The organism is Thermoanaerobacter sp. A7A, assembly GCF_000445185.1.
Taxonomy (GTDB): domain Bacteria; phylum Bacillota; class Thermoanaerobacteria; order Thermoanaerobacterales; family Thermoanaerobacteraceae; genus Thermoanaerobacter.
In genome coordinates this window covers 25,172-40,400 of record NZ_AVAF01000171.1, presented here as the reverse complement: position 1 = coordinate 40,400, position 15,229 = coordinate 25,172, and the positions used below count along the sequence as shown (strand labels likewise).

Annotated in this window: 12 protein-coding genes and 1 pseudogene; 3 read left to right on the top strand and 10 right to left on the bottom strand. The window is 34.9% G+C overall.

Annotation, left to right across the window (positions count from 1 at the left end):
- Positions 1 to 61 precede the first annotated feature (61 nt).
- Positions 62 to 2,758 carry an S-layer homology domain-containing protein gene (locus tag M663_RS0113595; RefSeq protein ID WP_273702753.1) on the bottom strand — a complete coding sequence of 899 codons (2,697 nt, stop codon included), beginning with the start codon at positions 2,756 to 2,758 and terminating at the stop codon, positions 62 to 64.
- A gap of 213 nt (positions 2,759 to 2,971) precedes the next feature.
- Complete coding sequence (locus tag M663_RS0113590; RefSeq protein ID WP_029689320.1) at positions 2,972 to 4,558, bottom strand: DUF4127 family protein; 1,587 nt, start codon at positions 4,556 to 4,558, stop codon at positions 2,972 to 2,974.
- A 226-nt stretch (positions 4,559 to 4,784) separates the two neighbouring features.
- On the opposite strand from M663_RS0113590, the pseudogene M663_RS15765 reads away from it, so the two are divergent.
- Together M663_RS15765 and M663_RS15760 are read left to right on the top strand one after the other, a co-directional pair.
- Positions 4,785 to 5,555 (top strand): annotated as a pseudogene (locus M663_RS15765) (polysaccharide deacetylase family protein); the annotation flags it as partial.
- A 9-nt stretch (positions 5,556 to 5,564) separates the two neighbouring features.
- Entirely contained in the window at positions 5,565 to 6,248 is a 684-nt protein-coding gene (locus M663_RS15760; RefSeq protein WP_337954505.1) for an S-layer homology domain-containing protein, read from the top strand.
- Positions 6,249 to 6,271: 23 nt separating this feature from the next.
- Here the strand turns inward: M663_RS15760 and M663_RS0113575 are convergent, their stop codons facing one another.
- The 4 genes from M663_RS0113575 to M663_RS0113560 all read right to left on the bottom strand — a co-directional run bounded on the left by M663_RS0113575 (position 6,272) and on the right by M663_RS0113560 (position 10,706).
- A complete protein-coding gene (locus M663_RS0113575) occupies positions 6,272 to 8,236 on the bottom strand; it encodes a stalk domain-containing protein (protein WP_029689319.1) in 1,965 nt (654 codons plus the stop codon).
- A gap of 80 nt (positions 8,237 to 8,316) precedes the next feature.
- The gene (locus tag M663_RS0113570; protein WP_004399083.1) at positions 8,317 to 8,730 is read right to left on the bottom strand and encodes a putative toxin-antitoxin system toxin component, PIN family; all 414 of its coding nucleotides are present in this window, start codon (positions 8,728 to 8,730) and stop codon (positions 8,317 to 8,319) included.
- Entirely contained in the window at positions 8,718 to 8,999 is a 282-nt protein-coding gene (locus M663_RS0113565) for a type II toxin-antitoxin system Phd/YefM family antitoxin (protein ID WP_029689318.1), read from the bottom strand. The genes M663_RS0113570 and M663_RS0113565 overlap by 13 nt, the downstream gene beginning before the upstream one ends.
- Before the next feature lie 105 nt (positions 9,000 to 9,104).
- Positions 9,105 to 10,706 (bottom strand): CTP synthase, encoded by a 1,602-nt coding sequence (locus M663_RS0113560; protein WP_029689317.1) that lies wholly within the window; start codon positions 10,704 to 10,706, stop codon positions 9,105 to 9,107.
- Between the two features lie 355 nt (positions 10,707 to 11,061).
- On the opposite strand from M663_RS0113560, the gene M663_RS0113555 reads away from it, so the two are divergent.
- Positions 11,062 to 11,880: a histidinol-phosphatase gene (locus M663_RS0113555; protein WP_029689316.1), complete on the top strand. Its 819-nt coding sequence runs from the start codon at positions 11,062 to 11,064 to the stop codon at positions 11,878 to 11,880.
- A gap of 33 nt (positions 11,881 to 11,913) precedes the next feature.
- Here the strand turns inward: M663_RS0113555 and M663_RS0113550 are convergent, their stop codons facing one another.
- The 4 genes from M663_RS0113550 to M663_RS0113535 form a co-directional block, all read right to left on the bottom strand.
- Entirely contained in the window at positions 11,914 to 12,168 is a 255-nt protein-coding gene (locus M663_RS0113550) for a type II toxin-antitoxin system RelE/ParE family toxin (protein ID WP_029689315.1), read from the bottom strand.
- Positions 12,158 to 12,424, bottom strand: coding sequence for a hypothetical protein (locus M663_RS0113545; protein ID WP_029689314.1), 267 nt, complete (start codon positions 12,422 to 12,424; stop codon positions 12,158 to 12,160). Before M663_RS0113545 ends, M663_RS0113550 begins: the two co-directional genes overlap by 11 nt.
- Positions 12,425 to 12,498: 74 nt before the next feature.
- Entirely contained in the window at positions 12,499 to 14,100 is a 1,602-nt protein-coding gene (gene serA / locus M663_RS0113540; RefSeq protein WP_029689313.1) for a phosphoglycerate dehydrogenase, read from the bottom strand.
- 13 nt (positions 14,101 to 14,113) lie between these two features.
- Positions 14,114 to 15,196 (bottom strand): alanine--glyoxylate aminotransferase family protein, encoded by a 1,083-nt coding sequence (locus M663_RS0113535; RefSeq protein WP_029689312.1) that lies wholly within the window; start codon positions 15,194 to 15,196, stop codon positions 14,114 to 14,116.
- Between the last annotated feature and the right edge of the window lie 33 nt (positions 15,197 to 15,229).

Genomic DNA, 15,229 nt, shown 5'->3' with positions numbered 1-15,229 from the left:
AATGCCTGTTTGAGAGAAAATAAAAGAGTCCCCCAAGGAGGAGGACTCTTTAAAGACTAAATTATTGAATTACTATTATAGTAACTTTGCCGCTCGTAGCATCAACATATGCATTAACATTTGAGCCATGTACATATACAATTGTATTACCATTAGCATCAGTACCAGTTTGTTGCGGCACTATTTCACCAAAGCTTGCTGTTGTCACACCCGTTACGTTACCACTTGTATCTTTCACAAGTTTAAATATCTTAACTGCTGGATCTAATGGTTTTACAGTTCCTCCAATATTGATGAATGTATTGCTAATTGCATATACTTCACCATTTACTAATGTTGTTACATCAACTTTTGCAGGATTCGTTGCATTTCCATTAGAATCTACACCAAAGGTAATGATATCCCCATATGCAAATGGAGCTGTTGTAGGTGGTGCACTAGTTAATACTGTATAAGCAGTATCTGTTCCACTCACATTTACATAAAGTTTGTATCCGCCAGCAACTAATGCATATCCTTCGTATACACCAACTGTTCCAGTTGTTATTGGAGCTATTGCATCATTCACTTGCAGATATTGTACTTGGTTGAATGAACCTGTTGTGGAAAGTTTAACTGCTTTGTTACCTGTTCCTATATCAGCAAATTTAATCGGTTTTACAGTACCATTATATACTTGATAAATTACTGTACTGTCTGTTACATAGTATGTGGTTGTTCCAATAGTAAGAGTCTTGTTCGTTTTCGGCGGTCTAAATCCTGCTGCCTGCGCCTCTGCCTCTGTTTTAAACCATACCTGCGCTTTTGTTTTGTCATACCATGGATCTCCAGGAATATGGTAAATTTTCTCTCCTTTGCGGTTGATATTACCCTTAATTAATCCCCTGCCGCTGCTGTCTACATACACTTTACCCGGTTCTCCGTAATACCCGTATGGTAGGTTCTGAGTGGTTGTTCCAATAGTAAGAGTCTTGTTCGTTTGATCTACACTAGCACTGCCAGAAACAGGCAATGTTACTGGCGATACATTTGTAAACTGACCATTAGCATTTACATCATATGTGATTGGTGCTGGTACTGTAGTAACTGACCAAATATCGTTGTAAACATTAGTAGATACAGTTGTTCCATTATAAGCTGTTACATTATCTACTAAATCATATACTGCTGTGGTTCCATCCGGCTTGACAATTTGGAATTTGTATGTTGCATTGCCAAATGCATCTGTTACTTTACCTTTATTTACTACATATGCATAATTAGCAGCATAGGTTGCTGTTACCAACTTCGCATCATATATCTTGCCATTGCTGTCAAGATACAATGTGTAAGTATTACCCGCTGTAAAGGAACTGGTAGATACTTGTGCCCCTGTTGCAAATCCATATTCTACGCCATTGTCCAATTTAATAGTCTTGGTTAATGGTTTTACTTCTACTACTTTGCCTGTCACTGTGTTACTTGATGCAAGTATTTGATAGATCGTTCCATCAGGTGATGCTGCTACTTGAATCACATCTCCAACTGCTAAATCAGCAAATGTTGCTGCTTTTCCATTCTTCGTAATTGTGTAAGTTACATTCGCAGCTCCCAAATTGTATGTGCCATTAGCATATACTACCTTATTTGTTGCATCAATAAATCTAATCTTTTCAGGAGCAGCATATCCAGTTGCAATGATATATTCAACCTTGCCATCATTGTTATTGTCAATTAAGGTTGCTGAGGAATTTGCTATCGTAGTCACATTGGGTTTGTTATTAACACTGTCAGATAATTTACCTATATTTTGGCCATTGTAGATCACTACATTGTTATCTGCTACAGGTATCGTTTTTACTGTATTATCAGATGCAACATAGTATATTGTTCCAGCTACTGTACTATTAGTAATTTGTGTTGTTGTGATTATTGTATTGCCAGTTGGAACCGCTATAAGTGCAGTACCGTTTTTCACATAAACCGTTACATTTTGTCCTATCAATGACTTAAAGTCAACAGAACCAACATTAACAGTCGTTGAACCCACTGTAGCCTGTGTTGCAGTTACATTTGTAACTACACCTGTTATTTGGGTATATCCAAGATATGTTAAACCTGATGCCAACAATGTTTGTCCCTTTGGCAATCCTGTATTAGGATCTACTACAATGTTCCCGTTTGCATCATAACTTACAACAGTACAATCTAAAGCCCTGTTCATTATAATTGCAAGATCGCCACGGTTTATCACATCATTGAAGCCACGATTTATACCCGTTGTCAGACCGAGTTTTTGTGCTTGAGCAACAACGCCATATGGCCATGAGAGATTCTTATAGCCAAGGGCATTGAGCATGAAGCCAAGAGCTTGTGCATATGTTACTTTTTCTTCTGGAGCAAACATGCCATTGCCTACACCATGTGTAAGGCCAAGTTTTGCTGCCAAGTTGATGTCACCAATTGCCCAGTAATTCTTTGGAACATCTTTGAAAGCCGGTGCATCATTTTTAGCCATTTCAGCTAAATTTCTGTAGCCAGATAATCTGTTTACGAAAACAGTCATCATGGCTCTTGTAACTGGCTGATCTACGCCATATGTGCCGTCTGTATTACCATTTGTAATGTTTAGAGCATACAGACGAGCCACTGCTGATGCATAAGGTGCATCATCTTTCACATCGGTGAACGGTGTCGTTGCAGCAAAACCTACTGCCATCGCACTGAACACCAATGCGAATGTGAGAACCACTGCTATTAACTTTTTGAGGTTCTTCATACAGTCAATCCTCCTCCTTGTATTTGTATTTTAATTTTTATATTTTTTGTTTTGAAAGGCATAATGCCTTTCAAAAATTTTTTACCTATGTAAGTACATTTTAGAGCATGTAGTATGTTTTGGATAAACAACCTGATTATATTATAGCATCAGGTATTTAATGAGTCAATAAATGTTACCAATTTGTAATATTTCTGTAATATTAATTTAACATTACGAACCCTGTTGTAATATTATTTTGGGTAAAACTTCTATTTCAAACATTCTGTTCCAAGGGTATCTCACTTTTACTTCTATATCTTTTATGCCAACAGAACTATTTCCCGCCTTTACTATTTCTCCAACATATTTTCCCTTTATTGTATTAATAAGGGGCTTCATCTTTATTGAAAGTTCTTTATCTGCAGTTTTTTTGTCTATGTTATCTTTTGCCATGTGGTTTGACTCTGCCCATTTGTACATTTTATTTCTTACATCAGCTTGATAGGCAAAGTCATCCGCATAACGTATAAAGGAAAAAGCTATAAAACTTTTTATAGCATCTTCTTCTTTGTAAGAAGGAAGTATGCTTTTGTCAAGGACCATTTTTAAAGACATTTCAGATATAACTGTCCCTATTGCGTTGCTGGGAGTATTCCAGCCAGCATAGAGAAAGCTTAAGGGATTTAAGTCAAAGAGCACGTTGATTAGCTTTTTATCCGCCATATTAACATATGCAACATCTGCTATTCCGAAAATTTGTCCGTTATTTTTATATTTTTGTATGTCGTTTTTTATTCCTAAATTTTCATGTGTATGGACATATAATATACATTCGCCACTTGAATCGGTTTTTCCTCCTATAAAATTAATTTTTTCTTCTACAATTTTCTTAAGGTCTGCTCCTTCATAAGGCAAAATAACTTTATCAGGGTCTTTTACGTCATAAACGACATTAAAACGAGGAATTTGCTTGTAGTACTCATTTGCAAGCCTTGCCGTTATCTCCATGCCAATTTCATCAGCGCCATGGAGTACGTATACTTTATTCGATATTTGCTGTGTTTTCGCATATTGGTTAAGTTTTCGCGCCACCATATTTGACATGCTAAACTTCTGTGTGTCGTCAATGCCTATTACTAATGTTTTTATATATCCTTCTTTTGTCCAATCAATGAGCTTTTCATTTATTTCTTTATTTAACTCAAAAAGTTCAGTGTACTTAGTAAGCACATCAGGTGGTATGCTTTTTCTTATTTTTTCAAGCCCGGCTTTATCCTTTTCTTGGTTAAAAAGGTCCACTTTATCAGTTAACTCTGAAAATTCTTTTAGTCTGTCACTGTATTTTACATACTGGTAGTCGGAAAATTGTGTAGGTGTAAGGCGAGGTATTATTGAAAATATGATTATATTTTTGATTTCATTCTCTGTCAAAAATTTGTAAAGTAGCGAAAGTCTTTCTTCATAATCTTTATAGTTTTTGATATCACGGGATGCTATAAGGCCTCCATTCAAATACTGTTGCAGTGATATTACAACAGCATAAACGTTACTTCTAGGAATAACCTCATTAAGCCATTCATTAAGCCCTTCAAAGTTTCCCGGCTTTGTGTAGTCATCAAGTACATTTTGTGGAGGCAAAATCAAGTTTTTCCCCCACATATTTGTCAGAAGGCTTACATTTTGGGTATTTACAGGCCGGCTGTCAAGAGGAATAAAAATTATGTCGTCTTTTGGCATTGTAAATTTTTCATTGTAAGTAGAAGCTGGCAAGGAAAATATACATAAAGTCAGTACAAACCACAAAGCTTTTTTAAACATATCCTTCTCCTGCTTGTCTTTTTGTATAAATTATACCATAACAAAAGGGAATTTTCATTTTATTATAATCTTTTTTTGGGCTTGGGGATTCTTCTGAGTACTTTGCACTCCTCATAATTACAGAAAAAGAAAACTTGGCTCATAATTACAAATATTTCTTTTATAAAAAATTTAATGTTTTGTTAACTTTTTTGTAACATATTTGTGATAATTATGTGATATATTTATGATAAATTTGTGTGAGAGGTTGGAAAACATGAGCAAAAAAGCGTTAATCATCCTTACAATCATGGTAACAATTGTACTTGCTGTATCAATTCCAGTGCTACATTCAAAGGCACAATCTAAAAAGCCATTTGTGCCTGTTTTAATGTACCATCACCTTCAAAAAGAAGGTACATTTGATTCTAAAAAGTATGGTGGTGTGATAATCGACCCAGAAAGATTTGAAAAGCAAATGCTTTACCTTAAAGCGGCAGGATATCACACTATAACTTTAGAACAGCTCAGAGATTTTGTACTGTACAACAAGCCTTTGCCACCAAAACCTATTGTAATAACTTTTGATGACGGATATTTAAGCAATTACACGTATGCATATCCTATACTTAAAAAATTAGGAATGAAAGCTGAAATAAATATTATAGTAAGTTATGTGCCAGATGAAGTAAACAAGCAAAAACCCGAAGTTGTTATACCGCATTTTACGTAGCAACAAGCAAAAGAAATGGCAGACAGCGGAGTAATAGAGATTGAGAGTCACACATATGACCTCCACGGTTACAGGTCAAATGATTTTAAGAAAATCCCAATGGTAATGGGACCTGTAATCATTGATGGACATCTTGAAACAATGGAACAGTATAAAGAAAGGCTTTATCTAGATTTCTTGCGCTCACGAGAAATAATTAAAGAAAAAATAGGTAAAGCGCCTATATGTTTAGCATATCCTTTTGGTTCAGGAAATGAAATAAGCGACGAGATAGCAAAAAAAGTAGGTTTTGAGATGGCATTTAGCACTAAAGAAGGAGTAAATTATTATGGCGATAATATTATGAAATTAAAAAGAATTACTGTGAAGGATTCCGATACAGGTCAAGACATTGTTGAAAAAATAAATAAGTTGAGTAAGGATACAGGGTTTATTCCCTTTTGGGATATTAAAAATATGTGGTCTGAAAAGAATATACTTAGTTCGGTAATAAAAGGGATTTTTGCAGGATATGAAGACGGATCTTTTAGGCCAAACAAAATTATATCTAGAGCAGAATTTGCTTCTTTGATAGACAGAGCATTTTTAAAAGATAAACCGACATTGCAGCAAGAAATTTCCTTCAAAGATGTTTCTCAAAATGCATGGTATTATAAACCTATTGCAAATATAGTAAATAATGGAATTATGGAAGGATACGAGGATAACTCTTTTAAACCTCATAATCCCATAACGCGAGAAGAAGCCATTAGCGTTATTATGAAATTTTATGAGCCAGAAGAGAATGTTGATTTTGCCTTTTTTGATCCTGCAGACAAAAATGACATTTCACCATGGGCATATGATTTCATTAAAAAAGCTTATGAGAATAATTTAATATCTGGTACCAATATAGATGGTAAAATATACATTTATCCTAAAAAGCCTTTGACCCGAGAAGAAGCAGCAGTACTATTAGATAAAATAGTGAAGGAGTAGCGAAAAAAGCCACTCCTTCATTTTTAATAATTAGCAAATACGTCTTTTAATTCATCATTTAGTGTATTCCAAGTATATATTGAATATCCAACTGCATCTTTTGAAGCATCAAGAGCACCCCTTAATTCATCTACAGAGGGAAGTCCATAGCCGTCATCATAACCGTGCAAAATGACTTCTATGTTGACGTTGTTTCCTGCTAAAAATTGTACTTTTTTAATGGAATCAGATACAAAATTTTTTGCATCATCATAAGTGTAGTTTGCGCTTGATACGTGCCAGTAGTCCATTAAAGCAATTGCATCAAAATATTTTGCCATTGTAGCATAAGGGTAGTTAGGTCTGTATTGAGGCGGATAAGTGATCGCGATAAAAGGCATTCCTGCAGGTAAATTTTTTAAAGTTTGTGTTGCATAGTCTTCTACCATCTTTGAAGCTGTAACTGGATCTTTTTGAGGCAATTCTTCTATATCTGCAGCAATCCCATCTACGCGATAACCACTTGGGGTAACATAGTTGGCAACTTGAGCCGTCAAAGATGCATCATATGTGGTGTCTTTTAAGTCTGTGTACACCCATGCTATAACCTTTATTCCAGCTCTATGTGCAGCAGGAAGCAAGTCATCCAGCCATTTTTTCCATTTGTCTGGAAATCCCGCTTTTGATGTAGCAACTTCAAGGTAAATATGAGTTACTCTGGCATTTACAAAGCGGCTTAAATCATTTGCAGTAGGCATCGTAGAATATATACTGTACCATACTCCTTTTCCTGCATAGGGTAAAGACGTAAGAGCTTGACCGATATTTCCTCTTGAAGATTGACTGCCACCAGCTGTCAGCGTCCTTCTATCAAAATTAGAAATATCACTCGCTACTTGATTAGGATTGTTATATGCAATTGTAAGCCATCCTGCAATCCAGCCTACTACTCCGTTTTGAAGTTTGACTTTATACCAATCGCCTGATTTGTTAATTACACTTAATATGTCCCCGTTATTGACCTGCGTTATAATGTCATACTGTGTACCTGGGCCTGTCCGTATATTTACTACATCAGCGTTTACCATTAAAGAGGAAGGTAGAGTTGTAATAATCGGTTGTATGTTAATTATCAATTTGCCATCCTGTTGCGCTACGGAATAATCAGCATCACTGCTCAAGGTAATAATTACTCTCACCGTGTTAGGAGTAAGCTGTGTCGGAATAACACCTTTTACAACTTTATCATCAAGGGCAAATCCATATACTCCATTTTTTAAAACTGCATTGTTTAGATCTACAAAAATTGCGTCCTTATTTGGCGATTTTGAAATGTTATAGTTAGAATCTTGAGTTAAAATAATTACACTTCTTGCATCATTCATATTAGTAAATCCTATACTATCTACAGTATACGGTTTGACAGAGGTATCTTGTGTATTTTGATTTGTGGAAGTATTGTTTAAATTAGATTGGAAAGTCTTGGTAGTATTTGAACTTTGATCACTCAATTTTGCAGAAGCAATTTGCGTGTCTGTCCCTGTTTTACTGTCTATATACACAGTGTTTGTATTTTCATCCCAATTGACGTTATTTTTGAAAGCTTCACTTATAAATCGCAATGGGACATATGTATAGCCATAGTTTACAAGTTTAACAGATGAGTCAAGTTTTACAGGCTTGTCATTTACATAGGCAGTGTCTTTGTAAAAATAGAGGACGATTTTATCTCCATTGTAAGTAATCCACACTTTAGTGCTGTCATAACCTATTTGCGCCCCCATTTTTTCTGAAATAAACCTTACTGGCACAAATACATGATTGTCAATCATGAGGGGCTTCATATTCGGATTTTGTTTTACCCCGTCTATGAGGATATTTATAGGTGGGTAATTGTAGGAGATGTTTTTTCCATCGATGTTATAAGTTTCAGCCGCATATGCAAATGTTCCACTGTAAATTAGAAAAATTAATAAAAAAATGAACAGATACTTTCCCTTTCTTCGCATCGGCCTCCTCCTCTTTTGTTTCTCTACTTTTTATTGGATTTATTGTAATACACTTATGTTACAGTTATATTGCAAAAGGATTACAATATGGTTACAAATTCTTCTGCTTTTACTATTTTAATATTTTTATACTCTTTAAGTTGAAGCAAATGATTGTCACCTGTGACTATGAAGTCACAACTTCCTTCTAAAGCACACTCTAAGAAAATATTATCTTTTGGGTCTTCTTTTATAACCTCTATTTTTTGTTTTGGATATACAAATAAAACCCAATCAAAAGATAAAAGCCTATTTAGCAAGTCAAGTCTTTTCTCAATAGTGCCAAAAACAGCAAACTTATCTCGCGTCAACACATTGGCATATTCTTCCACAATTTCTTTGCTTACTACTGGGTCAAATTTATTTAAGACCCAATAATCAATAACTTTTGCAGGATAGCTTTTTTTGCTAATAAAAGCTGAAATTAAAACATTAGTATCAATTACTGCACGCATTTTCGTGCTTCCTCTATCTCTTTTTGTACGTCTTCCTCAGATAAGCCTGCTGTTTCGGCTTTACTTCTAAATTCGTTTAAAATTTGCATAATCTCTAATTGTTTTGCCTTCTTTTCAAGTTCTTTTAATTGATTGTACATAGAATAACTGATTATAACTCCTTTGGGTTCAGATCGAGAAGAAACTATTATCACATCGCCTTTTTCTACTTTTTCTAAATATTCACCTAATTTGGGCCTTAATTTGTCTACTCCAATGACTTCTTCCATTTGTTTTCACCTCCAGATTAATTTTAAAATTAATTTCTAGATATATTATAGCCTTTTTGTTCATAATTATCAAGTAAAATTTAAAGGCTGGATATTATCCAACCCTTATTCTTTCTCTTTTAACATTGCTCCTATAAAATCTCTAAATAATGGATGAGGTTTTAAAGGTCTTGACTTGAATTCCGGGTGGAATTGGGATGCCACAAAATAAGGATGGTCTTTTAATTCTATCATTTCAACCAGCCTCTCATCAGGAGAAAGACCTGAAAGTACAAGGCCTTTTGAGGTTAAAAGCTCCCGATATTGGTTATTGAACTCGTATCTATGCCTATGTCTTTCATAAATTAATTCGTCTTTATAGGCTTCATAAGCTTTTGTTCCTTCAATTACTTTACAAGGATACACCCCCAATCTCATTGTACCTCCTTTTTCATCTATGTCTTTTTGTTCGGGCATGAGGTCAATTACAGGATGAGGGGTATTGGGGTCAAATTCGGTGGAATTGGCCCCTTTAAGCCCTGCCACATTCCTTGCAAATTCTATGACCGCACACTGCATCCCAAGGCACAATCCAAGGTAAGGAATTTTGTTCTCCCTTGCATACTGGATAGCTCTTATTTTGCCTTCAATGCCTCTATCACCAAATCCTCCCGGCACTAATATACCGTCTGCTCCTTTTAAAAGTTTTTCCACTGTCTCATCATTTACATGCTCAGCATTTACCCACCTTATATTCACAGCAGCTCTATGATAAACTCCCGCATGTTTTAAAGCTTCTACAACACTTATATAAGCATCGTGTAAGTCAACGTATTTTCCCACCAAAGCTACTTCTACCTGTCTTGTGGGGTTCTTTTCTCTTTCCACGTATTCTCTCCATTCTTTTAAGTCCGATTCTCCAATAGGCAAATTCAACCTTTTTAACACGTATTCGTCTACTTTTTGCCTTTCTAGTTCCAAAGGCACTTGATAAATTGATTCTACATCCCTATTTTCTATGACAGCTTCTACGCTTACGTTACAAAAGAGTGCAATTTTTTCTTTTAAATCTTGCGTAAGAGGAAGTTCTGTTCTGCATACAATCATATCGGGTTGAATACCTATTGAACGCAGTTCTTTTACGCTGTGTTGAGTAGGTTTTGTTTTTAATTCTCCCGTCTTTCCGAGATGAGGTACTAATGTCACATGAATAAACATGACATTTTCTCTTCCTTGTTCAATTGCCACTTGTCTTATAGCTTCAAGGAAAGGAAGGCTTTCTATGTCTCCTACTGTACCACCAATTTCTGTTATTACTACGTCCACATTTTTTTCTTTTGCAACTCTGTATACTCTTTCTTTAATTTCGTTCGTTATGTGAGGTATCACTTGAACTGTGGCACCAAGATAATCCCCTTTTCTCTCTTTTGTGATGACAGTCCAGTACACTTTACCTGCAGTTACATTGCTATTTTTGGTAAGGTTAATGTCTATAAACCTCTCATAATGACCAAGGTCTAAGTCTGTCTCCGCCCCATCTTCTGTAACAAAAACTTCACCATGTTGGTATGGACTCATGGTACCAGGGTCTATGTTTATATAAGGGTCAAATTTTTGAACAGCAACTGATATGCCACGACTTTTTAAAAGCCTACCCAGTGATGCAGCAGTTATGCCTTTGCCTAAGGAAGACACAACTCCTCCTGTTACAAAAATGTATTTTGCCATCATCTCACCTCTTAAGTGTATTATCGTTTTTTATGATTAATTTTTAATAGTTTATAACCCATAAAAAAATCTCTATTTTGGAAAAATAGAGACTCGTATCCCTTTAAGTTTAAATAAATTTTTTTAAATTTTTGTCATCCCGGCAGTTCATAAAAAAGCACCTCGTAAAAATAAATACTCATTTATTATATAGGATTTTAAAGTGATTGTAAAGAGGATAAAACATCTCACCTCACAAATTAAATCAATCACTTTAAATTATTATAACACAAATTGCATTAGTTTTTGCAAAATATTATAATGTTGTAAGATATTAAAATCTCAAAGCTTTATCTTATTGAAAAGGAGGAAAAATATGGCTGCAGATTATCACGTCCACATAGAAAACGGCCCTTATACTATAGAATGGCTTAAGAAGTTTATAAATTCTGGTTTAAGTAAAGGTCTAGTTGAGATTGGTATCTCTGAACACGGTCACAGGTTTAAAGAAGGTTTTGAAGTATATAAGAGCAATGGATTTAGAAGAGAGTGGATAAAAACTTACATGGACCAAAGCATTGAAGATTACGTGGAACTTATCAAAGAAGCAAAACAAATGGCTCTTCCAGTTAAGCTGGGAATTGAAGCCGATTATTTCCCGGAAAAGGAAAAAGAAATAAAGGATTTCCTAGCTACTTACCCGTGGGACTTTATAATAGGCTCTGTTCACTGGATTGACGATTGGGGAATAGACCTTGAAGAATCAATAGAGGAATGGCACAGGAGAGATGTTGATGAAGTATATCTAGAATATTTTAATATAATTGAGAAAATGGCCAAGACAGGACTTTTTGATATAATAGGGCACATTGACCTCGTGAAAATTTTTGGATTTAGACCCAATTATAAAGTTTTTGAAAAGATAGAAAGAAATATTGAAGAAATTTCTAAGACTGGCATAGTGATTGAGGTTTCAACTGCAGGATTGAGAAAACCTGTTGGAGAAATTTATCCTTCAAAAGAGATAATGGGAATGATTAAGGAATATAATATACCGATTGTAGTAAATTCTGATGCCCACATGCCTCAAGATGTGGCAAGAGATTTTGACAAAGCTTATGCTTATGTAAAATCATACGGGATAAATACTCTTTATTATTTTGAAGGGAGAAAAAAACTACCCTATAATATTTAAAAGGAGCAAGAAAGACCTTGCTCCTTTTTTCATTTATTTATATATATCTCCTCTTGTATCAAAAGCTTTCACTTTAATAGCAAAATCTACGTTGTCAATCTCAAAAATCAATCTATAGTCTCCAACTCTTAACCTATATAAACGCTCCTTTTTAGATGTTTTTAGTTTTTTTATATCTCCCTCAAAAGGCAACTTACTAATAGCGTCTACAATTCTTTTGACTGTTTTCTTATCATGTTTTTTTAACTCTTTTAACACTTTTTTGTCAATTATAATTTTATATCCCATTGTCCTCTATCCCTAATGCCTTCTTTGCTTCTTCTAAAGTTATATATTCTCCCTCGCTTTCTTTTAACAATTTTTCCTCTTCATGGGTCATTTGTTCTACTTCTAAAGATTTATCCCAATCGTTAAATTTTTTTATAAGCTCTTTCTTTTTTTTCTCTTTAAGATACTCAGCAAAGTCAATCACTTCAGCAATTTCCTTCTCCGTTAAAAAATCTATAATTTCATTTAATTTTTTTATCATGCTACTATTTTGCATTTTTATCACCTTAATAAAATTTACTTTACATATATTATATCATCTTTATAATATTCTGACAACAATTCATATCTCTATATCAATCCTCTAACCGCTCTTGCTTTTATTATGCTATTTAATTTATTTAGAGACTCTACTGCTTCATCAGGAATTTCTTTGTCTGTGCTTACAATCATTAATGCTGTTCCATCATTTTTATTTGGGCTTACTTGCATGGTAGAGATGTTTATGCCAAAGTCTCCTAATACATTCCCTATGTGACCTATAACCCCTGGTACATCTTTATTCTTGACAAATAGCATGTACTCCGTAGGTTCAAAATTTACTTTATGTCCCATATACTCTACAATCCTCACTTCTTCTCCGTATGTGGTTCCTGCAAATTGTGTTGTTTTGCCATTGGTATCTGTAATCTTGAGAATGATAAGGCTTGAATAGTGGTTTATTTCTTCGATTTTACCCTCTACAACTTCTATTCCCATTTCTTTTGCTCTTAATTTTGCATTTACAACACTTACATCCTCCTCTAATACGGGCTTTAAAAAGCCTTTAAGAGCATAGAGAGTAACAATATCTGTATTAGTTTTCGAAATTTCTCCTCTATATATCACTTCAATTAATCTAACAGGAGTATCATTTATTTGATAATAAAATGCTCCCATGGCTTCAGCCAATTTCATATAAGGTTTGAGCTGTGAAAATTCGTCGGATTTTACCCCGGGTAAATTTACTATATTTCCGTACAGATTACCGTTTAAAGCCGAGATTACTTCTTGCGCAATGGATATACCTATGTTTTCTTGCGCTTCATAAGTTGAAGCTCCAATATGAGGCGTAAAAACGACATTTGGCAGTTCAAGAAGTGGATTGTTAAAATCTTGTCGTTCTATATTATATTTGGGTTCTACTTCAAGAACGTCCAATCCTGCTGCCGCTACAATGCCCTCTTTAATGGCATAGTAAAGGGCTTTTTCATCAATGATTCCTCCTCGTGCTGCATTTACTATTCTAACTCCCTTTTTCATTTTTTTGAACTCTTTTTCACTGAGCATCTTTTTGGTCTCTTCCGTTTTTGGAAGGTGAATTGTTATAAAGTCTGATTGCTGAAGCAATTCATCTAAAGTAACTTTTTCCACACCGTATTTTTCAAAACGTTCATCTGGCATATAGGGGTCATATGCAATTACTCTCATATTAAATGCTGCAAGTCTAGACGCCACAAGAGAACCAATTCTTCCTAATCCTATTACACCGACAGTTTTTCCGTTCAATTCAACGCCTTTGAATTTATCCCTTCTAAAATCCCCATTAATACCAGCGTGATATGCCTGCGGTATATTTCTGGCTATAGCCAGCATAAGGCCAATGGTCAATTCCGCAGCAGCTACAGTATTTCCAGCAGGAGTATTTACAACAAGAATTCCTTTTTCAGTAGCTGCTGTTACATCAATATTGTCAACGCCATTTCCCGCACGACCTATGACTTTTAATTTTTCACCTTTTTCGATAAGTTCTCTATCTACTTTTGTAGCACTTCTGACAATAATGGCGTCATAATCTTTAATAGTTTCTAAAAGCTCATCTCTTGAAATATTAGTTTTCACGTCTACGTCAGCGTGTTTTTTTAGATATTCAATGCCATTTTCTGATATTTTCTCTGTGACAATTATCCTCAAGTTATATCCCTCCTTACCCCTCTATTGCGTCTTTCAACGCTTCAAGAGTTTTAGTAAGCATTTCTTCAGTAACATAACCCATGTGACCTATTCTTATGATTTTACCTTTTAAAGGTCCTTGTCCTCCTGTTATCAATACTCCATGTTTTTCTTTCATGTGATTTATAATCTCTGATGCTTTGTACTTTTCAGGAACTTTTATAGCAGTTATTAAATCAGAAGCTATGTCCTCTTCCGGCAGCAGCTCTAATCCCAAATTCTTTACGTATTCTCTTACTCTTTTCCCATAGGTGGCTTGCCTTTTGTATACATTATCCAGCCCAAATTCCAAAATCATATTTGTCGCTTTTGCTACAGCCATTATTGTAGAGACAGCAGGAGTAGCAGGAGTATCGGGATTGAGTTTTAAAACGCCTTCTCTTGCTTTTTTTAAGTTAAAATAATATTTTGGAAGATTAGAAGTTTCAGCCATTTTCCATGCTCTTTCACTTAAAGCAACAAAGCTAAGTCCAGGAGGCGACATAAGGCATTTTTGAGAACAAGTTATTACTCCATCAATACCCCATTCGTCCATTTCAAGTGGTATACCACCTAAAGAGCTTACAGCATCAACGATGACTACCACACCGTACCTATTAGCAATTTTTGCAATTTCTTTTACGTTATTTGTAACTCCTGTAGAAGTTTCATTGTGAGTGACTAAAAGGGCTTTGTAATTGCCATTTCTTAATTTGTCCTCCAATACGTTAAGGTCTACGGCGTTTCCCCAGCCAAAGTCTTGAAGTTCTGCATCAAGGCCATAAGCTTTTGCTATATCATAAAACCTTTCTCCAAAGTAACCTATACTGGCTACTAATACTTTATCACCGGTGGAAAAAAGATTCGCAATGACAGCTTCCATTCCACCTGTTCCTGATGAGGTCAAAGTTATAACTTCATTTTTAGTTTTAAATATTTCTTTTAAATTTCTATTGAGATTAGAAAATAATTCATAAAATTCTTCCGTTCTATGGTGTAATGGCTGTGCACCAGCAACTTTTTTTACCTCTTCCGGTACCATTGTAGGCCCCGGTGTCATCAATATCATCTCTTTCATCTTATCACTCCCTGTTACTAGATATATATTTAA

Coding starts and splice junctions, on each gene's coding strand:
- M663_RS0113595 (WP_273702753.1), bottom strand. CDS start 2,758: ATGAAGAACCTCAAAAAGTTAATAGCAGTGGTTCTCACATTCGCATTG.
- M663_RS0113565 (WP_029689318.1), bottom strand. CDS start 8,999: ATGGAAGAAGTCATTGGAGTAGACAAATTAAGGCCCAAATTAGGTGAA.
- M663_RS0113550 (WP_029689315.1), bottom strand. CDS start 12,168: ATGGGATATAAAATTATAATTGACAAAAAAGTGTTAAAAGAGTTAAAA.
- M663_RS0113545 (WP_029689314.1), bottom strand. CDS start 12,424: ATGCAAAATAGTAGCATGATAAAAAAATTAAATGAAATTATAGATTTT.
- M663_RS0113590 (WP_029689320.1), bottom strand. CDS start 4,558: ATGTTTAAAAAAGCTTTGTGGTTTGTACTGACTTTATGTATATTTTCC.
- M663_RS0113570 (WP_004399083.1), bottom strand. CDS start 8,730: ATGCGTGCAGTAATTGATACTAATGTTTTAATTTCAGCTTTTATTAGC.
- M663_RS0113560 (WP_029689317.1), bottom strand. CDS start 10,706: ATGGCAAAATACATTTTTGTAACAGGAGGAGTTGTGTCTTCCTTAGGC.
- M663_RS15760 (WP_337954505.1), top strand. CDS start 5,565: ATGGCATTTAGCACTAAAGAAGGAGTAAATTATTATGGCGATAATATT.
- M663_RS0113555 (WP_029689316.1), top strand. CDS start 11,062: ATGGCTGCAGATTATCACGTCCACATAGAAAACGGCCCTTATACTATA.
- M663_RS0113575 (WP_029689319.1), bottom strand. CDS start 8,236: ATGCGAAGAAAGGGAAAGTATCTGTTCATTTTTTTATTAATTTTTCTA.
- M663_RS0113535 (WP_029689312.1), bottom strand. CDS start 15,196: ATGAAAGAGATGATATTGATGACACCGGGGCCTACAATGGTACCGGAA.